The organism is Gluconobacter sp. P5E10 (assembly GCF_018812145.1).
Taxonomy (GTDB): Bacteria; Pseudomonadota; Alphaproteobacteria; order Acetobacterales; family Acetobacteraceae; genus Gluconobacter; species Gluconobacter cerinus.
In genome coordinates, this window is record NZ_JACRVZ010000006.1 from 13,235 (window position 1) to 34,169 (window position 20,935).

Consider the following 20,935-nt stretch of genomic DNA (forward strand, 5'->3'; position numbering starts at 1 on the left):
CGCTGCTTCTGGAGGATGCTGATGGTAAAAGACTGTCGTGACTATGATCGAATCCTTTCCCTCTCCAGCTGCGTCTGACGCGTCCTCTGATGATGGGGGGCTAGGCGCGCTCCTGCGTCGTTCTCCGCCAGCGAATATCGCGGCAGAGCAGGCGCTTCTCGGAGCTATCCTGACCAATAACAAGGCCTATGAGCGGGTCTCGGATTTTCTGGAGCCCGAGCATTTTGCCGACTCGGTGAATGGCCGGATTTATGAGGCTGTGGCCCGTCGCATTGAGCGTGGCCAGTTGGCTGACCCAGTTACGATGAAGGCCGAATTCGAGCACACAGGTGTGCTGGATGCTGCGGGCGGACCTGCGTATCTCGCCAAACTTCTGACCGCCATGGTGGGGATCGTAAATGCTGGGGATTATGGTCGTGTTGTTCACGATGCATGGGTCCGGCGTCAGCTCATCGATATCGGAGAGACAGTTGTAAACAATGCTTTTGGTGCGCGGCCTGATCTGGATGGTAGTGATCAGATTGCGGCTTCTGAAGAGGCGTTGTTCAAACTGGCGACTGAACGTGGTCAGGAAGGCGGGTTTGTCTCGTTTGGGAAAGCCCTTACCGGAGCTATTGATGTTGCTGAGAAGGCCTTTCTACGGACGGGCGATGTTGTTGGCCTGACGTCCGGACTGCGGGATCTGGATAAAAGGACGGGTGGGTTGCATCCGTCTGATCTCTTGATTCTCGCTGGGCGTCCGGCCATGGGAAAGACAGCGCTGGCGACAAAAATTGCGTTCTCGGCTGCGCGTTCGATCATGAGAGACGCTGAAGAGCGCGGAGAAAAGCCTCACGGCTCCGTCGCTATCTTCTCTCTTGAAATGTCATCTGAACAGTTGGCGACGCGTATTCTGTCTGGCGAGGCAGAGGTATCGGGTGAAAAAATTCGTCGTGGTGATATCGGACAGAAAGAGTTTGATCGGTTTGTCCGGGTGTCTCGTGAATTGCAGAAGCTGCCACTTTACATTGACGATACGCCGGCTATTTCGCTTTCCGCGATGAGAACGCGATGCCGGAGGTTAGCGCGAACACAGGGGTTAAGCTTGGTCGTTGTGGATTATCTGCAATTGATGCGTCCGGCGATTGGGACCAAGCCGGACAGTCGTGTGTTGGAAATTTCGATGATTACACAGGGCCTGAAAGCAATTGCGAAAGAGCTGTCAGTGCCGGTTATCGCATTGTCTCAGCTGTCTCGTCAGGTTGAATCCCGCGAAGACAAGCGACCGATGTTGTCGGATCTTCGTGAGTCTGGCTCTATTGAGCAGGACGCGGATGCTGTGATGTTTGTGTATCGTGATGAGTATTATCTGCAGCAGCGGATGCCTAAAGATAGTGCATATGATAGCAACGAGAAGTTTCAGGCAGCGACTGAAGAATGGCAGCGGAAAATGGCCCTTGTGCATAACAAGGCTGAGTTGATTCTTGAAAAGCAGCGACATGGTCCGACTGGAATGGTCCAGTTGTACTTTGAAGGAGAATATACCCGGTTCGGAGATTTGGATACGATCCACGAATAAGAATTGGAAAGCGGTCTTCGGACCGCTTTTTTTATGTCCGAATATCACCCGAGATCGAATCTCGAAACGGGAATTAACATCCAAGAAATGTCTACTTTTCAGATTCACGGAAGGTATCAAAGGTTGGCAACACTTTGTTGCATTCTAATTTTTGGTACAAAAGCGAGTTAAGAAAAAATCGGTTCCGCAATGTGATGCAAGTTACGGAAACCAACAGTTTTCATCATGTCAGAGTGCTGTGAGAGGGAGTTGGTTAGGGGCCACGTTTCCCAAGCGGGGAGTACACGCAAGTCCCGCAATGGCAATGAGCCATATTTGCTTCTTGACCTAGTGGCATATTGCCATTAATTTATCGTTAATCGGCGGTTGTCGTGGGGATGGCTGCTGAGGAAGGAAGGGGGCCGGTTGATGCGTTGTGTTTCGCTGATAGCTGGAAACGTTTCTGATTTGTTCATTCCATCGCCGAGGCAGGTTTGCTGCACTACGACGAATGGGGGAGCGTTCGAATGCGCATTGAAGTCAGCGAAGACACTATCAGTGCAGATCCTCGTCTGGTCTCGTGGGCTGATCAGGTATGTCAGAAGTCGTGCTTTTGTCCCTGTCGGGAGCCATGTCTTGCCGCTGGAGCACCAACTCTGGGTGCAGGGCAGCCAGCCGCAGGGCCAGTTCTTCGTCGGTACGACCGTTCAGGACGCCTTTCAGAAGAAAATCTGTCGAGACGCGGAGGCGGTTCGAGAGAGCGGCGATGAGGAAGACGCTGGGTGCGCGATCGCCACGCTCAATCTTGTTGAGGGTGGAGGCATCTACTCCCAGGAGTCTGGCACATTCGCTCTGGTTGGGAATAACGAGTTCCCTAGCCCAGGCGATACGTGTTCCGATAGCTCGCTGGAGGATAGTCAGGGAGTCCGAGCGCTTGTGTTTGGCCATGTGGCCTTTTTAGCAATGGCTTTATGCCAAATCCAGAAGAAGTTTTTTTTCTTATTGCCTATGGCATTTTGCCAAAAATCAAATTTGCAGCATGAAGGAAGTTAGAATGAGGCAGATGAGTGAAAGCCAGACTCCTCGTCGGGTATCTGCCAGCGCCATTGCAGCCATGTTGGCGGCTGACAGTTGGAAGCCTCTCCATAAAGAGGCGCGTAATCGTTCGATGCGCAAGGCTAAAAAGATTGCAAAGGTATCGGGCGGCACTCCGAAAAGACTGGTCGTGGATCGTGAGAGCGCTGAGGCTCTGCCGCCAGGGCACCCTGTGAGCTGGAACGCTTTGTGGGGCGCTGATCGGGTTCCGCAGTTTCCTGTTTTAGCTCCGATGGGGGCTTCTGCGATTTGGGAAAGTATCCACTGATGCAAACGTTAATTCGGGAAATCCCTTCGGTGACCATTGCCCGCCATATGAAGCCCACTCCAGAACGCTTTCAGCATCATGAAATCGTGGAGCGAAATGGGGTGCATCGTGTCGTTAACACAGTGCAGTCGATGTATGAGGCGGACGACATTGGGGACGACGAGGTTTCTGCTGCAGATCGGTGGTACCGGGAGTATCTCTTTGCAACGATTGGTATTGTGGAAGAAAAACTGTCAGATGGCCGTTTTCGTGAAAAGGGCGATGTGCACACGTGGATGATTGGCCGTGGCAAGTGCTCGGTTCGGATTTCGGAAATTCGTGAGAGGCTGGGATTGTGCGGGCACGTGCGTCTTGAAATGATGCTGGCACGAGAAATGTCTTTTTCTGCGATGGCACGCCATCTTTACCCCGGCCTTTCTGAAGGGCGCGCGCGGATGAAAGTCTCGGCACAATGTGCGTTGCTTCTTGAGCAGCTTTCGTATGCGTACGAAAATATGAAGAATAAAATTTAAATCTCTCAGAAAAGTATTGAACTTCGAACGCGATTATTGCATAAGAAAAGTACATTGAAGATATTTTATTTCAAAAGGCCAGCTCAATTTTGAGTTTGGCCTTTTTTATTTGGAAGAGTTTCTAGTGTTGGAACGATTTCGCATTTCTTCCGGATCAGTTGTCCTTTCCGGTCACCAAGTTATGGTTGTTATTCTTGGGGATGGTTTAGAAGTCGTCGCGTGCCCTTTAGTGAATGCTGAAGAAGCGATTCATCGGGCAGATTGTTCTCTTGAATGGCATGAATTGGTGGACGCAGGGCTCACGCGGCTTGATGTGCGTTGTCGAGCTATTCCCTGTCGGCGAAAAACTCTTTCGTTAAAGGCTCTTGGATGCATAAGCGAGGCGACCAGAAGTCGTTTGGAAGTTATGGCGCAGCGGGAGCAGAGATTACGATTACAGGAAGTTCCCAGAACACATTTTCCAAGGAAAAAGCCCATACATGCTGGGCAAAAACACGAAGCTTGGCGTGATGGATGGTCAATGAAAAGCCGACGTGAAGCAGAGCTTCGGATTGATTGACGCTCAGAGTCGGGAAGGGAATGGACAAATGAGCGAGACACAGAGTGAGAAGCAACGGATACGCCATGGGCGATCTCGCCAGCGCAAGGAACAGTTTCTAAAGCATCTTGCTGCCAATGGAAATATCTCGGCAGCTGGCCGTTTTGCCGATGTTCAGAGAAGCACGCTGTATCATTGGAAAGAGACGGACCCTCACTTCGCATTTCTTTGGGATGATGCTTTGGAGGAAGCGGCAGATGCCCTGGAAGCTGAAGCCCGGCGTCGCGCTGTCGAAGGATATGACGAGCCAATTACCTATGGTGGAAAAATTATTTGCAATCCCGAGACGGGAAGCCCGCTCGTCAGGAAAAAATATAGTGATGGTTTGATGGCGTTTCTTTTAAAGGCACATCGCCCCTCTCGCTTTAAAACCGGACATACCGAGGACCAGACAGGTTCCATTTCCATCTGTATCAGCCATGACGACAACGCCCTTTAGACTAAATGATGCACAGAGCGAGGCTGTTCGTTTGTTGGGAGGGCCTGCCCGTCATATTTTATTAAGGGGTGGCTCACGCTCAGGAAAAACGTTTGTGCTGATCCGAGCCGTTGTTATTCGAGCGTTGAAGGTTCCAGACAGTCGTCATGGTATTTTTCGTCACAGATTAACGGCTCTTAAGGCGTCTGTTTTGCGGGATACGTTCCCGAAGGTCATGCAGTTCTGTTTCCCGGAGGTTCGTTGGAAGCTGGATCGGCAGGACTGTGTCGTGACGTTCTCCAATGGGTCTACCATTCTGTTCGGCGGTTTGGATGATGAGCAGCGTACCGAGAAAATTCTGGGTCTTGAATTTGCGACAGTTTATCTGAATGAGGCGAGCCAGATTAGTTATGGCGCGCGGAACATGTTGCTGACGCGCCTGGCGCAGAAATGTGATTTGGTGAACCGTGAATATATTGATGCCAACCCGCCGAGTGTTGGTCATTGGCTGTATGCGCTTTTCGAGTTGGGAATAGAACCGAAATCGGGGCAACCCATTTCGGATCGTTCTTTATATGGCACGATGATTCTTAATCCCCATTCTAATAGGGATAATCTGGGAGAGGATTATCTTGCAGCGCTGGAAGCGTTGCCGGAACGGGAGCGGCGACGGTTTTTTCATGGAGAATACCAGGTTGCTGTTGAAGGGGCGCTCTGGCGGATTGAGTCGTTCAGACGCGAAGCTGCTGTTGCGGCTCAGACGCGGATGGATATTGCTTCACGCATGAGGCGTATTCTGGTGTCGGTTGATCCTTCGGGCGCATCTGGTCCGGAAGATTATCGATCGGATGAAATCGGAATTGTTGTCTGCGGCGTGGATGCTGATGGTGTCGGACATGTTCTGGAAGATCTTTCTGCCAGAGACAGTCCGGCAGGATGGGCTGCACGGGCATTGCATGCTCTGGATGACTGGCGGGCGGAGCGGATTGTTGCCGAACGAAATTTCGGTGGTGCACTGGTAGAGAATACCATTCGGAGTGTGCGAGCGAATGCGCCGGTTCGGCTGGTCACAGCAGCGAGAGGCAAGGCTGCGCGGGCAGAGCCTGTGGCGGCGCTCTATGAGATTGGCAAGGTGGTTCATCACGGGCGCTTTGAAGCGCTTGAGGATCAGCTGTGTCATTTTTCAGTCAGTGGATATCGAGGGCCCCGGTCTCCGGATCGGGCAGATGCGATGGTCTGGGGACTGAGTGAACTGATGCTGTCTGGCAGCAGCAGTATGGCGGGCTGGAGCCCGTCAGCATTTTCGTTGGCGCGCTGACCGGCTTCTGGGCTGCAGGCGGGCTTTAGCATTGGAGAATTCATGGACTGGTTGTCCCTGCAACGGCGGTATGCCGTGCCGGCGGGTGCGTCTGCGCGCACAGCACGCCTGCTGGCGTTAAGGCGCGTTCTGGACGGTACGCAATATGATGCCTTGCCTCATCCGTTCTCGCTGGAACGGTCAGGGGCGGGGGAATACATTCCGCTTTCGAATAGACGACCATCTGTCCGGAGCAATTTATGCCGAACGGTTGTCGATGAATCCGTCTCGTTACTTTTTGGCGATACGCACTGGCCCAGTCTGATTACGGATGATGTGCGGGTTGCGGAAGCCATGAGTGTTTTCGCCGCACAGACGCGTTTAGCATCACTGATGATGGAGGCCGCAACGTGTGGTTCCATTGGCTCTGTGGTGGTTCTTTTTGAGGTGTCGGCCGGCGTGCCGAAGCTTTCGGTTCTCGATACGGCTTATCTGACGCCGGTCTGGGATGATGCCAGTGGCGAGCTTTTGCGTGTTGAGGAGCTGTTTCTTGTTCGAGGCCGGGATCTTGCTGCGCAAGGTTATCCAATTGGCGAAGATCTATTGGGTGCGCAATTCTGGTGGCAGCGGATTTGGACACCAATGGATTGTGCAGTTTCTGTACCCTGGCTCGTTGGGATGGACGGTGGGGTTCGGGATGAAAGCCGGTCCGTGCGACATGGGCTGGGTTTTGTACCAATTATCTGGATCCGCAATCTAGGGGGGGTACATGGGCGTGACCCGGAAGGGGAATGCACTTTTGAACGGGCGATCGATACGGTCATTGAGGCGGACTACCTTCTGTCTCAGGCTGGGCGAGGTCTGAAATATGGCTCTGATCCGACGCTAGTTTTGAAAACTGGAGGTTTTTCGGATGGTGTGGCTCACCAAGGCGGAGCGTCGTCGGCTCTGACGTTGCCTCCTGAAGGGGATGCCAAGCTTCTGGAAATTAACGGCAATGCCGCAGGGGCCGTGCTCGAGCACTATCGGGAACTGCGGCAAATTGCGTTGGAGCAACTGCACGGCAACCGAGCGCATGGCGATCGGATTTCAGGCGTGCAGTCTGGCAAGGCCATGGAAATGATGTGCCAGCCTCTGATCTGGCTGGTGGATCGGCTGCGGCATTCTTATGGCGAGAATGGGCTTTTGGCTGTTTACCGAATGGCCTGCCGTTTTTCCTGTGTGCTGGAAAACGGTCTGCGGTTGGGTGGGGCTTTGGTGAAAGACCTCCCTTATTGTCGCATGGCATTGAGGTGGCCCGCTTGGTTCCCTGCAACGGATCCGGAGCTTCTGTCGCTGTCGCAGGGGCTGGTGACGGCTGTTTCCAACGGGATTCTAAGCCGAGAGACGGCTGTCAGAATGTATGCGACGGCGTCTGGGAATTCTGACCCTGGGGCAGAATGGCGTGTGCTTGAACAGTGGGTTGCGCCGGATGAGGCGTGACGTTGAACGGAGGGAAAATATCCGTGTCTGAAGAAACTATTGAGGGTGTGGAGGCTCTGCGTCAGGCGCTTGCTCAAGCGCAGGATGAGGTCAAATCCGTTCGTCGGGAAATGGCGGATGCTGTTGCCCGGCAGGAAGATCTGCAGCGATCGCATGAGGAAATTGTGTCTCGTGTGAAGCAGGAAAGTGACCGTGAAATTATGGTTGCGGCTCTGCGGTCAGAGGCTGTTCGTTTGGGCGCGTATAATCCTGAAGATGTTGTTCGTCTGATTGATATGGGCGGTGTTACCCGCACTGAGGATGGCGCTGTTGTGGGAGTGATTGAGGCTTTGGAACAGGCGCGACAGGAGCGTGCATATCTGTTCGGAGAAATTGTGCGTCCCGGATATTCGAGTGGCACAACAGTTGGGTACCCGGCACCGAAGCCTGGCGGCATTGAACCTTTTGATGCGCGCGCAGCTACTGAAGCTGATTACGAAGCGCGCAAGTGGCAGTTTCTGGCCCGGGCCTGATAGTTCGACAGTGAATTAAATATTTGACCGGCCAAATGTGCCGGAATTTTTTATAAATATTTACGGAATGACATTCATGAGCATCGAAAATTTTCCAGTTCAGCTCCAGGCCGCTATTCAGCAGGGTTTTCTGGCACGGGAGTTTGAAAACGGCCTCAAATCTCGACTGGGATTTCGACAGGTTGCTGATCGCGAGATTTTCCCCAACGCTATTGGTGAAACTCTTACAAAGACGCGTAAGAGTCTGAAGGCTCCTGTTACGACACCGCTGAATCCAACGGGCAATACCAACTTCGATAATGGAATGAGTCCTGCTGGCTGGTCTGTTGAGCAATATACTCTTTCGATTAATCAGTATGGCGACACGATTGATCTGAATATGGTGACGAGTGGTGTGGGGATTGCATCGCAGTTTCTTGCAAATGCCAACACGAATGGTGTGCAGGCCATGCAGTCTCTGGACCGGCTTGCACGCAATACGCTGTTTGGTGGAGCTCAGAATGGAGTAGGTGGTTATCTGGGTGGCAATACGCGCGTTAGTGTTGCGCTTGATGCTGAAGGCGACACCATTCAGGTTGATGACATTCGGGGATTTCAGTCCGTCATTGTTAATGGTCAGGTTACGCTGATTGGATCCAGCAATGGCATGACTGTGACTGTTGGTTCGGATGTGTACACGCTTGTGCGCGTGGTAGCTGACGCGACCAATGTTTCTACGGCGCCGGGCGGAATTTCCGGGCAGATGACATTCTCCGCCAGCGTGTCTGTTGCGGATGGTGCCGTTGGGCAGCCGGTGGTTGCGGCAACGGCACCGAAGGTGATCCGTCCGAATGGCCGTCTGACGACGGCAGCTCTACAGACAGCGAGTGCAAACGGTCTCGCGGATACGCTGGGTATTCAGCAGGTTCTGGCTGGTGTTGCGACGCTTCGCCGTAACAACGTTCCTATGATCAATGGAGCATATCATTGTTATCTGGATGATATTCAGCTTCTGTCGCTGTTCCGTGACGATGATTTCAAGCATCTTTATCGGGGAGCATACGGTTCGGAAGAGTATCGTTCCGGACAAGTTATTGAGCTGTTGGGTGTTCGGTTTATTCCAACGACAGAGGCCCCTCAGCAGCTTTCTCTTGGTGCCGGTCCTATTCATCGTGCTCTGCTGTTGGGTCAAGGGGCTCTGATCGAGGGTGACTGTGCGCTGACCGGCCATTCGGACATCCCAGACGCTGATCGCGCACTGATTGAGATGGTGGATGGGGTTGCAATGGTGACGCGTGAGCCACTAGATCGACTGCGTCAGATTATCGCTCAGTCTTGGTACTGGATTGGGGGTTTCGCGCTACCGACGGATGTGACGGCAGATACGAACGTTATTCCCACGGCGACGAACAGCTATCTCAAGCGTGGCGTTATCATTGAGAGCCTAGGCACGGATGCACTTGGCATGACCTTCTAAGCTGATTTCGAACCCCCATGATTCCATGGGGGTTCTTCTGGTGGAGGAGGATTATATGTCTGGGACTGCAAGCCTGTCCTCGGGTCCATTGACGGACGGCGAAAAGGTCGATGTTCGGCGATTTTGCGGGTATCCGGCAATTGGATCGCGGGAGACAGGGCAGGAATCCTGGCGCTTCTTTCAAGTTGAGGGAGCGTTGGAATGGCGGATTAACAGCTTGTCCGGCGCAGAACTGCAGCAGGTACGTTTGTACCTTTCACAGCTTTACCCGTTGGAAACGGCTCTTTTGGGGGCGTCTGAAAATCTGGACACGGCACAGGCTGCGAGTTGGTATCACAACGGTCATGAAGTGCGTGATCGCGTGATGCTTCTGACGTTATGGCGTCGGCGTTTATGCGCGTTTCTTGGGGTGACAGGCGGTTTAGAATTGCAGGATGGCCGATTGGTCATCATCTGAAGGGGGCATGATGCGGGCGGAACAGATCGCGTCCAGACTTTGTCGAGGGTATGCAAAAGCGGCAGGGATTTTAGGTCACTCCGGAGAGCAATACCGGCCGGATGATCCGTTGTCTCCCATGCAAAATATTTATGCACATCCGATGCTCGCTTTTGATTCGAGTGCTGACTTTACATTCTCCCGATCCCCCAATTGGGGTGGGGTTATGGAATATGTGCTTACGGATTGCCGTGAAGATACTGTGGTCGGAGACATTCTGACTTGCGGGGGAAATACGTTTTTTGTTGCGGCCGTGGATGACCTTCGACCTCCACTATGTGTGGCATGTAATCGGACTGTGGAGGTCAGTGGCGTTTCTGGGACGCAAGGGAACATCGTTGAGGAATGTCCTGCTGCGATTGTTTTGCGGTCTAAAGGAGAGGGATCTGGGAGTGGTATTCCAGGGTCAGCCAAGCCCGGGCAGTTCGTCATGTATTTACCGCGGCTGCCGGGTATTGTGTTGCAACCCTATATGACGGTCACGACGGATCTGGATACGACGTACACGATTAACGCTGCCGAGATGTCGGACTGGGGTTTGCGTTGCACCATGTCTCTGCAACAGGTCTGAGGAGAGAAAAATGGCGGATGCTTCTCAGGTCGGATTGGCTCTGGCTTATGTGTGTGCGGGAATTTTATATCCAGAAGGCCTCGAAAAGCTGTCTGTAACGGGACGGCAGACGATCGTTCGTCGCGGGTGGCTTTTACCGAGTGATATATTTGCAGCTCAAAATATTCGGAACAATACGGATTTCCTGACGGTCACACTGGCACCTCAGAAAGGTGTTGTTGTGCCAGAGCCTTTGGGGCGCCCCTGGCAGGTTCAGGCGCGTGTTCTGCCCACGGTGTCAGTGAAGCAGAGTGCGCAAGCTGTTTGCATTGCTTTTCCTTCTGATGGGGTGCCTTCAGGTGTTGTCGGTGTTTGGTACGAGGCTGGGAAAACTCAGGTTTCTGCCGCCTATGCCGTGACTGAGCAGGACACGCCTGAAACTGTAGCTTTGGCTTTGGCCGGGCAACTCCCAAAAGGTCTTGCAGACGGAAATTCTATTCAGGTTCCGGGGCATAACTTAGCCGGAAACGTTGTTGGTTATGGCCAGTCCGTAAGGGTGAACCGCCGACAGAATCAGCGATGTAGGGTTTCGCTCTGGACGGCTGATTCTGGTGTTCGGGATACGCTTGGACAGTTTTTGGATACGGAACTGGCTGAGAAGAGCTGGATTTCCACGTTGGATGGCCGGCAGGCGCAGCTTAGGTTCGTGAGTGTTGAGGACATCGATACGATGCAAAATCAGGCATTGTATCGACGGGATTATTTGTACGAGCTGGTTTTTGACACCCTTCAGATTCAGTGGTCGTCTGACATGATGTTTGGGGCCGGGACTGTTTCTGTTGGTGATCAAGTTAGCAGTTTCGGCGCAATCGAGCCTGCTTTTGATAATAGTGTGGTTCTGCATGCTCTTGAGGCAATGCAGGCTGCACAAACTTCTCAGGCAGCTCAGAATTCATATCCGGGAATGATGGTCAATCAGTTTGGGACTGTCGTCTGTCAAAGCCATTAAAAATAGAATCGATGTAATAGAGAAAAAATAATTGTTCTTTTATCGGAACACTTCACTATATTTTTTGGAGGAAATATCGGCGGATGTCTCTGGTTTATCAGGCGGGTACGCTGAATACGACTGCGCTTACGGTTCCTAACCTTTATGTACAGATTGCGCAGCCACAACCGCTGGGACTGACGGGTGCCTCTTCATCGAAGCTGGGTATTGTTGGAACGGCAGGATGGGGCCCGGTCGGGCTTCCAGTGCCAGTGGGTGGCATGAGTGATTATCTCTCTGCTTTTGGGAGTAAGCAGAATAAAACGACGGATGCAGGGCTGGCTGTAAATATTGCGGCTCTGCAAGGGGCGTCATCGTTCGTTGTCGTGCGTGTAACAGATGGAACGGATGCAAACGCAACGGCCTCTTTGGGAGGCGTTACACTCAGTGCTGTTCATACCGGCGCTGCTGGTAATTCTATCGTTGTGACCCTGACCGCAACGGGGGCGGGTTATGGGCTGGCAGTTTCGCATCCGGTTCTTGGAGCGGCAAGTTATTCAGGTGCGACATGGAGCATCCTGGAAGCCGCTGTTGCGCAGGATCTGTCAGCTCTGGTGACGGTCCATTTGCCAGATGCAGTTCCTGATCCTGTTCCTGGAAGCGTGACGCTGTCTGGAGGACTAGATGGTGGGACGCCTGATACGTCGGCTTTTCTAGGAAAAGACGATATCATTCGGACGGGTATGTATGCTCTGAGGGGGCAGGGATGTGCCGTTGCCACCCTTCATGGCGTGACAGATAGCGCGTGCTATTCGTCGCAGGCGGCATTTGGCCTCGGTGAAGGGGTCTATATGGTGACGGCAAGCCCTGCATATGACAGTGTAAGCAATGCAGTGTCCGTCAAAGCCGCCAGCGGTCTGGACTCATCAGCTGTAAAGTTGATGTTTGGTGACTGGATCTGGTGGAACGATGACGTCAATGGCATGATGCTTGTCAGCCCTCAGGCATTTGCTGCAGGCATTCTTTCTGCACTTTCACCTGAACAATCGAGCCTGAACAAAGCACTTTCGGGTATTGTTGGAAGCCAAAAGGCAGGCTTAGGGGGGAGCAGCGCAACCTATTCCACGGCCGAACTTTCTACACTGTTTACGGCTGGGATCGATGTTATCTGCAATCCGGCGCCGGGCGGGACTTACTGGGCAGTACGGTGTGGGCACAATACGTCAAGTAAAGCGACGGTAAATGGAGATAATTATACCCGTCTGACCAATTATATTGCGTCATCCCTGGCTGGGGGTATGGGAGCGTATGTCGGACAGGTCGTGAATGACACGCTCTTTTCCGATATTCGCTCGACCCTGTTGGGTTTCCTGTCGTCCTTGTTGTCTCAAGGTATTTTGGGTGTTCAGAATTCTGAACTGCCTTACCGTGTTGTTTGCGATAGTTCGAATAATCCCCAGTCGCGGACTGCGTTGGGATATGTGCAGGCTGACGTGGCTGTGCGGTACCAGGGCATCAATGAAAAATTTGTGGTGAATTTGCAGGGCGGCACCTCGGTGACGGTGACGACTGCGGGCGGGAGCGTCTGAGCATGGCAAATCCTTACAGTATTGGTCGTGACTGCCGGATTACAGTTCTCTGGAACGGCCAGCGGGTTGATTTGCGTGATGTCACGTCTTTCGGGGCATCACAGGAGACGCATGCACTGCGAGCGAGTCCGCTTAATGGCATGCCGATCGAGTTCAATGTTCCGAATGGCTGGCGTGGTTCGTTTCAGATCGCACGTGCGAGTGCGGCGCTGGACAATCTGGTTGCTGCTATTGAAGCTGCTTACTGGAATGCTGGAACGGTTGGGAGCGGTACAATTTACCAGTATGTGACAGAGCCTGATGGCACGACAAGTACGTGGGAGTACACGAACGTGTCTATCAAGTTGAAAAATGATGCCTGGCAGTCGGATCAGATGGTTCATCAAACGGTGCAGTTCTTTGCATCAACGAGGGCAAAGATTTCATGAGTATGCTTCCGAAAGAAGTTCGTCTTGCTGATGGACGATGTCTTTCTCTGAAAGAGATCGATCCTGCGGATATGCTGGATCTGATTGAGGCGGCAGGCTCTGCTGTGACTGGTGCTTCGGCTGCTGCATGGTTGGGCTATGCGGAAATGATCTGTTCAGTTACGGCTATCGACGGTGTGCCAGTGCAGATGCCGGGTACGAAAGAAGAAATTCGTGATCTGGCGCGCCGTATCGGTAAAGGTGGAATTGCAGTGCTTTATCCATGTTTTCATCAGGATACTGATGAAGAGATGGTGGTCGCTACAGCAAAAAACTGAGTAGGCACTCTGCGTTTCAGGAGATGCTTTACCTTCTGGATCATGGGGTGCCATGGAATTTGTTGAAGTCGTGGTCTCGCGCAAGGCGGATGGCTGCGTGTGTTGTGACGGCAGAGCGTGCAGGTCATGTCTTTGACTGGGACCAAAGACAGTACCGAGAATAGGCATGTATACGGATAAATTGTGGAAAGGCGTTCTTTCGTCGGGAATGTTATTTTCCCGGAATGTATTGCGACGATCTTTGCTAGAGGGAAGGACAGCTGTCATTCCCACAGTGAATTTTGTTAAGAGCCGCGAGAAAGTAAATTTGGATTTTCCGAAATTATCGATGGCTTCTTTAATACCTCGCGTGACGTCAGCCGGGAGTTTTTCCTTCTCGAAAAGTGGTCCAGAGACACATGTCGAAGGCACATTGGAAAATGCTCCAAAGCTTGTAAGAAATAAAAGCAGCATTTTTAAAATGGGGTCTAAGCAAGAAAGTCTCGTGCATATTGTGCAGGCTAAATTGAAGAAGTCTGGCCACGCTGTATCGCAAAAAATTTGCGATGATATGCAGTTAGGCGGCACGGAAAAATTTTTTATCAAGCCGGGAAGATTAAGCGCGGCCTCACCGGCGAAGAATTTTTTTTCTGCAAGAAGCCCGAGGCAGCACTGCCGCGTGGCATCTCATGTTTTTTCCCGTAATACGCCAGATTTAGCGGGTTCTCGCCCTGAAATTTGGAAGTCAGCAATCAATACCCGGTCTGTCCCTGTTCTAAAATCTGGTGTGCGAGACCTGGAAGGTTGTTCAGCAGTTTCATCACAGTTCCTTCCAATATCGTTGGGAAAATTGGGGCGGATATGGCAGCCTGAATTTGAAGAAAATACCTTACCCCACACATTTCACTCCTCCCGATCAGGAATGCCCCCTTTGGGTGAAGAGCAGCGCAAAGACATCAGCGATTTTGGAAAAATGAGCCGTCTTGCTGCGCGACGTGCAACGGGAGGCGTCGATGAAATTCAATTTCCCCAATATCCAGGTTGTAGCATTGGAATTGGATGAGATCAGAGGAGAGCCGCAATGAGTGTAACGCTCTCTGCCATTGAAAACGTGATCGGTTCCATCGGTCGTTTAGGGACGTCTGCGCCGGTTACCCTTGGCTCACTTGTACTGAGCGGTATTGAAGTTCCTGACCGACTTGAGATTGGTGGCCATCAAATGATGGTCGTGCATAAGCTTCCCGGAGGCGAGCGTGTTGTTGATACGCTTGGAAACGACCCTGGCCGACTGGAATTGCGAGGGCGTTTTTTAGGGCCGAACGCACAGGTCCGAGCGCAAGCCGTGGAGCGGATGCGCATTTCGGGCCAGCCTGTCGCTTTTTCTGCGGCAGGTATGGCAAGTGATGTTTGGATTGCTCGCTTTGTTTATTCATATGAAGCGAAGGGGGCTGTCTGCTCCTATGAACTGACGTTGGAACGGCCAGCGGAAGCCACTGATTTTAGGACAAACCAAAGTTCACTCACAGGCATTCTAGGAAATGATACTGAGAGTGGGCTCAAGACTGTTTCAGATATGGTAGCGCGTATTTCGGAAGGCGTTTTTACAGGCACTGGGCAAGTTAATTCCATCGTAGGCCAGCTTATGCCATTGGCCACTTTAGTAGGGGCGGGGGGAGCTGCGGCCAAGGTTGTTGATGCTCTGGGTATGGCAAATACCTTGAGTCAGAGTGGTTCTAATCTTGCGGCTACTCCGTCCGGTATGGCCGCGATATCCCATCAGCTTACGACCGCGGGGAGTGGGTTGATGTCCATCATGGAGAGCACAGGAAGCAATCTGGAAAGTGTCGCGATTGCGGATATATCGTCTCTGGGTGCAGTTGCCGAGAGTGCCGGTTTGCTTAGTGCAGCATCAGATACTGGCGGTCTGGTTAATCATTCTCTGGCCTATGTCCGTGGTTCTCAAGGTGCTTCCGGGCAATTGCCGATAGTGCACGCGTGAGGAATTATGAAAAATATTTTTGTAACGGCAGCTGATATTTCGCTGTTTCATGTTGCGGCGCGTGAACTGGGAGATGCTTGCCAGTGGTGGAGAATTGCTCAGACCAATGGGCTGTCAGATCCAGATTTAAGCAAAGTTGAAACAGTCCAACCTCTGAAAATTCCGATGAAAGACCTTACGCTTTCATCAGGGCTTCCCAATGAGGAGGGAGGATGACAGCACGCCAGATCGAAGTTCGAATTTTATGGGATGGAATAGAAAATCCGGATCTTGCGCTTAAAAGTTTCGAGCTGGATTCTAATAGATATGAGTCTTGCGATACGGCAGTTTTGACGTTCGCAATAAAGAGGAAAAGGGCCAGAAAAGCATCGTTCTGGTTTGAACAGGATACAGCTTCAAGCCCGTGGATTTCTGTTGAAATCAGGGACACTAAAATTTCTTCAGGATGGACCGTTCTATTTCAAGGGCGTGCAGATCATGTCCGGAATATTGACGAGCATTCTCTTGTCGAAATGGAGTGTCGGGATGCTCTTGCGGCACTTATAGACCTTCGCGTGCAGGATTCCTGGCTTAACCATACGGGATCTGATCTGCTGCAGGATATTGCCAGAAGCGCTGCACTTGAGACCCGGATTTCTCTTCCCAACGATGGCTCTGACCATATGATGGGTCAGTTTTGGCAAGTAGAGCATAAGAGGGGTGCCCTTCTGTCGCAGCATCGCTTTCAGACGGCGGCAGATCTGGCCTTTGCCGTTGCGAGGGATGGGTTATGTGATCTTTATGCGGATGGGAAAACGCTTGTCTGTCAGCCGTCTTACGTAAATGACGACACCGCTGAAATTATTGATGTTCGAAATGCCGTATTCGAGACAGATGTTTCTCGAGATCTTCAATTGCTCACGGGTATTGTGGTGCATATGGCATCTTGGGATTCTCGACAGAGAAGCAGTACGCATATTTATTATGATGGCAAAACATTTTCCCAGGATGCACCATCAGGTGTGACTGTACTCCACAGCTTTCGTGTGCCGGGCCGTCGTTTGGAAGATCTGCGTCGGCTGGCTCGTGGTAAGTATGAGCGCATTTCTGCACATGCACTGTCAGTCCGTATTTCAATGCCTGGTATTATAAGGCTGCGCCCGCGGCAATTTATAAAGATTTCACTGGGGACAACGGAGCAGACGCTGGGTGTGGATCAGGTTGTTTCCCGATTTTCTGTGAATGATGGATTTATTCAGCATGTGGTTTTGCGTAGCCGGAGAAGTGGGGCATGAGTGATACGCGAATGCTAGCTGCCGCCCTTGCAAACCGGAGCGCGCATGCTGTCCTTGGAATTGTGTCCGCAGTTGATCCTTCGAACCATGCCATCAAGGTTCGTATCCAGCCTGACAATGTGGAAACCGGTTGGATACCTGACGTGGGGGGCGTACAGGCCGGAAATCTGCGTGTTTCTTGTCCATCTGAACCAGGGACCCACGTTGCCTTGTTACCCCTTGAAGGGGATGGCGAGCATCTGATTGCTATCGGGGCTGTTTTTGACACGGTTGTGACTGCGCCCGTCTCTCCCTCTGATGGGCAGGCTATTCAGCCAGGGACCATGCTGATCAGGGCAGGATGCGGTGCACCTCCGACAGATACAAACGGCAAGGTTGGTGATGTAAATCCTCAGGCCGGTTGGTGTCAGATTGGCTCTGACGGGGTGATCCTGGGGGCAGGCAATGCGCGCCTACATATTGCAGAGAGCGGTATTTCACTGACGATAGGCGACGTAACGGCTGTGTTTTCTGCGAATGGTCTGAAGGTTTCTGGTGGCGATATTCAAACAGATCAGCACTCGTTGACGCAGCACGTACATCTGATGGGTAGCCAGACGACAGGGGGACCTGTTGGATGAGTTCCATCAGTCATTTATGTGGCGGTGATCTGCTGCTGGAGAACGGTGGCTTACAGGTTATTTCCGGGGCTGACGAAACACGTCAGAGGCTTTTAAGGCGCTTGTTAACCAATCCTGGTGATTACATCTGGCAGCCGGAATACGGGGTAGGTTTGCAAAGCATGGTTGGGGAAGTTGTTGTTCCAGCCGTCATGCAAGCTGCCATTCGGGTGCAGGTTCTCAAGGACCCTGGAGTTGATTCCGGTCATTCTGTTGATGTGACTGTGAGTGCTGCCGATAACGGGCTTTGCCTTTGCCATATCTCCTATGTCGATGCTGACACGGGGCAGCAGCAAACACTGGATTTTTCCGCCTAAACAAGAAGCGTAGAGCTATGTTCTGCGCTTCCGGAGGACGTAATGTCTCTTTCTCTTCGCTCGTTTGCTACGACGGTTTCCACCGCCGTGGCGACGGCGCAGTCTTCCTGTGCGCAGCTTTTGGATGGCTCTGTTGGATCGCCCGTGCGGGCACTGATGGAAGGTGTCGGTGGCATAGGATTATGGCTGCAATATCTTGTTTTACAAACCTTGCTCCGCACACGTCTGGCAACATCCTCTGCTGAGGATTGCGACAGTTTTGTCGAAGATTTCGGGATGATACGTTTACCTGGAACGGCATCGACCGGGATGGTGACGATGATGTCATTTTCGCCATCTCAGCAATCGGCAGTGATTGTGCCAGGAGCCATTGTCCGCACTGTTTCCGGCCTGTCATTCGCAGTGATCAAAGACAGCAATCTGCCTGTCTGGTCCGACGTTGCAGGCGGGTATGTTCGGCAGACGGACATGCAGAGCATATCGGTTCCAGTTCAATGTCAGGTTGCGGGATCAAATGGTAACGTATCTGTTGGTACGCTCTGTCTGATGGGCACAGCTATTTCCGGCATTGACACTGTTACAAATCCAGCGGCTTTTCTTAACGGCGCCGACCAGGAGACGGATGCGCAGTTGCGTGCGCGTTTTCCTCTGTGGCTTGCTGCAAAAGCATCTGGGTGCAGAGCAGCTGTTGGGAATGCTGTTGCGGGTGTTCAGACAGGATTATCGAGTTCACTTCGAGATGGCGTTGCTGCTGATGGAACTGCGCAGACCGGGTATTTTACGGTCGTCGTGAATGACGGAAGTGGCTCGCCATCGGACGCGCTCCTGACACAGGTTTATGAGGCTGTTGACGCTGTTCGGGCCTTGGGAGTCGGCTTTGCCGTCAGACCTCCCCAGACGCTTGCGGTGAATGTGTCCATGACAGTCGTAGTGCCAATGTCGGTTGTGGTTCAGCAGGCTGCAACTGCGATTGAGAATGCCCTTAGCTTGGACATTGCAGGCGCAGTGGTTGGTGCAGGTTATGCCTATAGCCGCCTATCATATCTAGCGTATGTCGGGGCCGGCGTGACGGTTACCTCCGTTCTGGATGTCCGCCTGAATGGTGGGCAAGCCGATATTGCTGCGAATGGCGAGCAGGCACTGACAGTCGGCACAATTCAGATCAACGTTCTTCAGAACTGACCAAACAGGCCCCTGCTAACTGTATCGGGGCAGAAGGAAGGCTATGCCTGTTTTCAATACATATCCGCGGCTTGATACGTTGACGGGCGATGAAGTTCTGGTGCTGGCAGATTCCAGCGGCCATCAAACCGTTACTGCAACGGCTTCCCAGATTGCAGGTACTCCAGCAGTTTCCAAGCCGAGTGGGGCATTCTATCAGGATAAAGGAGCAAGGATCAGTCGTTTTGCTGATCGTGTTCTGATCGGGGATGCTGCGGCTAATCCAGGACTGAGCGATCGGGATGCAGCATCTAAAAACGAGTGGCTGTCCCAGACAATGGGAGCTACTTCGATTGGGCCCTGGGCCTTGCAGGACGCGCAATGTGCCTCGGTAGCCCAGTTTGGCAATAGTGCTTTTGTAGCAGCCTCCCGGACATCTGATGCAAAAACGGCACCAGATACTTTGGGGTTTCAACCAAGTACGATCGGCATTGCGTCATGGGGTGTCGCTGATGACACTTCTGCACCTACGACCACGACAGCCTACGCTTATTATGGAGAAGCGTGGCGTCTTGCTGGTGTAAATTATCAACCGACTTTCGTCATGGAACTTGAAGCGGTCAATTTTGGTGGCTTGGCGATTGGTCAGTCTACGCCGTATGCCCCCAATGTCGGCGGTGGTGTTTATGGCATTCAGCTCGGTGCGGGTGGTGGTCAGACTTCGGGTACTTCCGATGCTGCTGCAGGGGTCGTTTTTGTTTCAAACCCTGACGCCTGGCAGGTCGGTATTGTTTTCGGCGCGACGGCTTTAAGCGGCACAAACGGGACAGATAATGGATATGCCTCCGCCCTGTCTCTTGCGCGTAATCATGCTCTGGAGTGGCATACGCCGGAAGTTGTTAGTGGGGTCTCGGGTGGTAATGTTGGAGCGTTTGTCCGCTCTACCGTGACGGAGCGTTCGAAGGGCGTACGACAGGATTTTGTCGATAATGGAATTCTGTTCAGCAATATTGAAGGACAGACACTCTTTTCAGTCGCAAGTGCTGTGGCACCCAACAACACTTTGCAGGTCCAACCTGGGGCAGGCACTCAGGCGGCTGGTCTGTATGTGCAAAGTGGCGAAAACGGATCGTCAAACCTTGGTTTGTTTCCGGAAGAGGGAGGGCAGTTGCAAATCTCTTCCCCGGTAACGAATGCGGCAGGCACACTTCCCGCCACAGTGGGGGGAGGTTTTTTGCATATCAGCGTTAATGGAACGGATTATCGTATCCCGCTGATGACTCCAGAGCAGGCTGGAGGTTGAAGCATGGCCAGATTGTACGACCCTCAGAAAGTGGTCCTTCAGGCGACTGATGGGAAAATTCTTTTGGATACGGGGGTGGTTCCCGGATCAGTCGATGATTTTGCGTCGAGGTTGAGAAGCCTTCTGCCTGTCGGCTGGTTCCCAGCAGCGCCTCAGGATCTGGAGGAGGAAACTGCACCAGTTCTTGTCGCTATTCTGAGGGGATTTTCAGCCGTTCTGGCTGGAATATGGACATTACTTGATGAATGTCAGCAGCAGACACGCCTCATAACGATGAGTGGCCCATTTCTGGATATGCTGGCGGCTGATTATTTTGGACCGGCTGGTTTAACGCGTCGCACTTCGGAGCTGGACAGGGACTATCGCACCCGTATCGTGTCCTCTCTGGTGGCGCAAAAGAATACGCGTGAGTCTGTTTTCAACGCGCTGCTGTCAGTCACGGGTGTCGCGCCCACTATTCTCGAACCTCTGAATGCAGCGGATTGCCATGCATTGGCATCACTTGCCGCTCCTGCCGGTGGTGGAGGTTATGGATATGGTAGCGCAGGGTTGCGATACGGCAGCCGGCACGGTGGACAGTTCTTCGTGGAGGCAGCGCTGGGGCACGCCGCTGATGCCCACGTAATTTACCAAACAATTGAAAAAACGGCAGCCAGCGGCATAACCGGCTGGGTCAAAGTGAGCAAATAATGGATCGAGC

24 protein-coding genes are annotated in these 20,935 nt (G+C 52.5%); 23 read left to right on the plus strand and 1 reads right to left on the minus strand.

The genetic code is table 11. The features are described from left to right. Positions 1–43 precede the first annotated feature (43 nt). Positions 44–1,558 carry a replicative DNA helicase gene (locus tag KP707_RS13010; protein WP_046900301.1) on the plus strand — a complete coding sequence of 505 codons (1,515 nt, stop codon included), beginning with the start codon at positions 44–46 and terminating at the stop codon, positions 1,556–1,558. Between the two features lie 534 nt (positions 1,559–2,092). Here the strand turns inward: KP707_RS13010 and KP707_RS13015 are convergent. Beyond that, positions 2,093–2,485, minus strand: coding sequence for a helix-turn-helix domain-containing protein (locus KP707_RS13015; protein ID WP_046900300.1), 393 nt, complete (start codon positions 2,483–2,485; stop codon positions 2,093–2,095). Positions 2,486–2,591: 106 nt separating this feature from the next. Here KP707_RS13015 and KP707_RS13020 point away from each other — a divergent pair, with 106 nt between their 5' ends. The 22 genes from KP707_RS13020 to KP707_RS13125 all read left to right on the plus strand — a co-directional run bounded on the left by KP707_RS13020 (position 2,592) and on the right by KP707_RS13125 (position 20,925). After that, on the plus strand, positions 2,592–2,900 hold the full coding sequence (locus tag KP707_RS13020; protein WP_064274272.1) for a hypothetical protein: 309 nt from the start codon (positions 2,592–2,594) through the stop codon (positions 2,898–2,900). Then, positions 2,900–3,412: a hypothetical protein gene (locus KP707_RS13025; protein ID WP_211503376.1), complete on the plus strand. Its 513-nt coding sequence runs from the start codon at positions 2,900–2,902 to the stop codon at positions 3,410–3,412. The genes KP707_RS13020 and KP707_RS13025 overlap by 1 nt, the downstream gene beginning before the upstream one ends. Positions 3,413–3,999: 587 nt before the next feature. Further along, positions 4,000–4,449: a hypothetical protein gene (locus KP707_RS13030; RefSeq protein WP_211503377.1), complete on the plus strand. Its 450-nt coding sequence runs from the start codon at positions 4,000–4,002 to the stop codon at positions 4,447–4,449. Then, positions 4,430–5,746 carry a phage terminase large subunit gene (locus KP707_RS13035; RefSeq protein WP_211503378.1) on the plus strand — a complete coding sequence of 439 codons (1,317 nt, stop codon included), beginning with the start codon at positions 4,430–4,432 and terminating at the stop codon, positions 5,744–5,746. Before KP707_RS13030 ends, KP707_RS13035 begins: the two co-directional genes overlap by 20 nt. 42 nt (positions 5,747–5,788) lie before the next feature. Continuing rightward, positions 5,789–7,207: a phage portal protein gene (locus tag KP707_RS13040; protein ID WP_215751704.1), complete on the plus strand. Its 1,419-nt coding sequence runs from the start codon at positions 5,789–5,791 to the stop codon at positions 7,205–7,207. 23 nt (positions 7,208–7,230) lie between these two features. Next, entirely contained in the window at positions 7,231–7,719 is a 489-nt protein-coding gene (locus KP707_RS13045; RefSeq protein WP_233125942.1) for a phage scaffolding protein, read from the plus strand. Between the two features lie 76 nt (positions 7,720–7,795). After that, complete coding sequence (locus KP707_RS13050) at positions 7,796–9,175, plus strand: DUF4043 domain-containing protein (protein ID WP_211501450.1); 1,380 nt, start codon at positions 7,796–7,798, stop codon at positions 9,173–9,175. A 55-nt stretch (positions 9,176–9,230) separates the two neighbouring features. Continuing rightward, complete coding sequence (locus tag KP707_RS13055; protein ID WP_064274306.1) at positions 9,231–9,632, plus strand: hypothetical protein; 402 nt, start codon at positions 9,231–9,233, stop codon at positions 9,630–9,632. After that, a complete protein-coding gene (locus KP707_RS13060) occupies positions 9,610–10,242 on the plus strand; it encodes a hypothetical protein (RefSeq protein WP_252348874.1) in 633 nt (210 codons plus the stop codon). The genes KP707_RS13055 and KP707_RS13060 overlap by 23 nt, the downstream gene beginning before the upstream one ends. 10 nt (positions 10,243–10,252) lie before the next feature. After that, positions 10,253–11,230, plus strand: coding sequence for a hypothetical protein (locus tag KP707_RS13065; RefSeq protein ID WP_215751703.1), 978 nt, complete (start codon positions 10,253–10,255; stop codon positions 11,228–11,230). Between the two features lie 83 nt (positions 11,231–11,313). Next, positions 11,314–12,798, plus strand: a complete 1,485-nt coding sequence (locus KP707_RS13070; RefSeq protein WP_215751702.1) for a phage tail protein — start codon at positions 11,314–11,316, stop codon at positions 12,796–12,798. Between the two features lie 2 nt (positions 12,799–12,800). Then, positions 12,801–13,226, plus strand: a complete 426-nt coding sequence (locus KP707_RS13075; protein WP_086633080.1) for a hypothetical protein — start codon at positions 12,801–12,803, stop codon at positions 13,224–13,226. Continuing rightward, positions 13,223–13,543, plus strand: coding sequence for a hypothetical protein (locus KP707_RS13080; protein ID WP_099213336.1), 321 nt, complete (start codon positions 13,223–13,225; stop codon positions 13,541–13,543). Before KP707_RS13075 ends, KP707_RS13080 begins: the two co-directional genes overlap by 4 nt. Positions 13,544–13,709: 166 nt before the next feature. Then, on the plus strand, positions 13,710–14,585 hold the full coding sequence (locus tag KP707_RS13085; RefSeq protein ID WP_215751701.1) for a hypothetical protein: 876 nt from the start codon (positions 13,710–13,712) through the stop codon (positions 14,583–14,585). An 18-nt stretch (positions 14,586–14,603) separates the two neighbouring features. Beyond that, positions 14,604–15,521: a hypothetical protein gene (locus KP707_RS13090; RefSeq protein ID WP_211503384.1), complete on the plus strand. Its 918-nt coding sequence runs from the start codon at positions 14,604–14,606 to the stop codon at positions 15,519–15,521. A gap of 6 nt (positions 15,522–15,527) precedes the next feature. Further along, positions 15,528–15,737: a hypothetical protein gene (locus KP707_RS13095; RefSeq protein WP_211503385.1), complete on the plus strand. Its 210-nt coding sequence runs from the start codon at positions 15,528–15,530 to the stop codon at positions 15,735–15,737. 338 nt (positions 15,738–16,075) lie between these two features. Continuing rightward, positions 16,076–16,795: a hypothetical protein gene (locus KP707_RS13100; RefSeq protein WP_252348875.1), complete on the plus strand. Its 720-nt coding sequence runs from the start codon at positions 16,076–16,078 to the stop codon at positions 16,793–16,795. Then, positions 16,792–17,415, plus strand: a complete 624-nt coding sequence (locus KP707_RS13105; protein WP_252348876.1) for a baseplate assembly protein — start codon at positions 16,792–16,794, stop codon at positions 17,413–17,415. Before KP707_RS13100 ends, KP707_RS13105 begins: the two co-directional genes overlap by 4 nt. Then, positions 17,412–17,771: a phage tail protein gene (locus KP707_RS13110; protein WP_211503387.1), complete on the plus strand. Its 360-nt coding sequence runs from the start codon at positions 17,412–17,414 to the stop codon at positions 17,769–17,771. Before KP707_RS13105 ends, KP707_RS13110 begins: the two co-directional genes overlap by 4 nt. Positions 17,772–17,813: 42 nt before the next feature. Continuing rightward, positions 17,814–18,953, plus strand: a complete 1,140-nt coding sequence (locus tag KP707_RS13115; protein ID WP_211503388.1) for a baseplate J/gp47 family protein — start codon at positions 17,814–17,816, stop codon at positions 18,951–18,953. A gap of 43 nt (positions 18,954–18,996) precedes the next feature. Beyond that, positions 18,997–20,235 carry a hypothetical protein gene (locus KP707_RS13120; RefSeq protein WP_211507048.1) on the plus strand — a complete coding sequence of 413 codons (1,239 nt, stop codon included), beginning with the start codon at positions 18,997–18,999 and terminating at the stop codon, positions 20,233–20,235. A 3-nt stretch (positions 20,236–20,238) separates the two neighbouring features. Then, positions 20,239–20,925, plus strand: coding sequence for a hypothetical protein (locus tag KP707_RS13125; RefSeq protein WP_211507047.1), 687 nt, complete (start codon positions 20,239–20,241; stop codon positions 20,923–20,925). Positions 20,926–20,935: the final 10 nt, after the last annotated feature.

Bases quoted from the DNA above. Each gene is read 5' to 3' on its own strand.
- KP707_RS13065 (WP_215751703.1), top strand. From the start codon at position 10,253: ATGGCGGATGCTTCTCAGGTCGGATTGGCTCTGGCTTATGTGTGTGCG.
- KP707_RS13080 (WP_099213336.1), top strand. From the start codon at position 13,223: ATGAGTATGCTTCCGAAAGAAGTTCGTCTTGCTGATGGACGATGTCTT.
- KP707_RS13090 (WP_211503384.1), top strand. From the start codon at position 14,604: ATGAGTGTAACGCTCTCTGCCATTGAAAACGTGATCGGTTCCATCGGT.
- KP707_RS13110 (WP_211503387.1), top strand. From the start codon at position 17,412: ATGAGTTCCATCAGTCATTTATGTGGCGGTGATCTGCTGCTGGAGAAC.
- KP707_RS13035 (WP_211503378.1), top strand. From the start codon at position 4,430: ATGACGACAACGCCCTTTAGACTAAATGATGCACAGAGCGAGGCTGTT.
- KP707_RS13050 (WP_211501450.1), top strand. From the start codon at position 7,796: ATGAGCATCGAAAATTTTCCAGTTCAGCTCCAGGCCGCTATTCAGCAG.
- KP707_RS13085 (WP_215751701.1), top strand. From the start codon at position 13,710: ATGTATACGGATAAATTGTGGAAAGGCGTTCTTTCGTCGGGAATGTTA.
- KP707_RS13025 (WP_211503376.1), top strand. From the start codon at position 2,900: ATGCAAACGTTAATTCGGGAAATCCCTTCGGTGACCATTGCCCGCCAT.
- KP707_RS13070 (WP_215751702.1), top strand. From the start codon at position 11,314: ATGTCTCTGGTTTATCAGGCGGGTACGCTGAATACGACTGCGCTTACG.
- KP707_RS13040 (WP_215751704.1), top strand. From the start codon at position 5,789: ATGGACTGGTTGTCCCTGCAACGGCGGTATGCCGTGCCGGCGGGTGCG.
- KP707_RS13120 (WP_211507048.1), top strand. From the start codon at position 18,997: ATGCCTGTTTTCAATACATATCCGCGGCTTGATACGTTGACGGGCGAT.
- KP707_RS13125 (WP_211507047.1), top strand. From the start codon at position 20,239: ATGGCCAGATTGTACGACCCTCAGAAAGTGGTCCTTCAGGCGACTGAT.
- KP707_RS13105 (WP_252348876.1), top strand. From the start codon at position 16,792: ATGAGTGATACGCGAATGCTAGCTGCCGCCCTTGCAAACCGGAGCGCG.
- KP707_RS13095 (WP_211503385.1), top strand. From the start codon at position 15,528: ATGAAAAATATTTTTGTAACGGCAGCTGATATTTCGCTGTTTCATGTT.
- KP707_RS13020 (WP_064274272.1), top strand. From the start codon at position 2,592: ATGAGGCAGATGAGTGAAAGCCAGACTCCTCGTCGGGTATCTGCCAGC.
- KP707_RS13060 (WP_252348874.1), top strand. From the start codon at position 9,610: ATGGCCGATTGGTCATCATCTGAAGGGGGCATGATGCGGGCGGAACAG.
- KP707_RS13115 (WP_211503388.1), top strand. From the start codon at position 17,814: ATGTCTCTTTCTCTTCGCTCGTTTGCTACGACGGTTTCCACCGCCGTG.
- KP707_RS13015 (WP_046900300.1), bottom strand. From the start codon at position 2,485: ATGGCCAAACACAAGCGCTCGGACTCCCTGACTATCCTCCAGCGAGCT.
- KP707_RS13055 (WP_064274306.1), top strand. From the start codon at position 9,231: ATGTCTGGGACTGCAAGCCTGTCCTCGGGTCCATTGACGGACGGCGAA.
- KP707_RS13010 (WP_046900301.1), top strand. From the start codon at position 44: ATGATCGAATCCTTTCCCTCTCCAGCTGCGTCTGACGCGTCCTCTGAT.
- KP707_RS13030 (WP_211503377.1), top strand. From the start codon at position 4,000: ATGAGCGAGACACAGAGTGAGAAGCAACGGATACGCCATGGGCGATCT.
- KP707_RS13075 (WP_086633080.1), top strand. From the start codon at position 12,801: ATGGCAAATCCTTACAGTATTGGTCGTGACTGCCGGATTACAGTTCTC.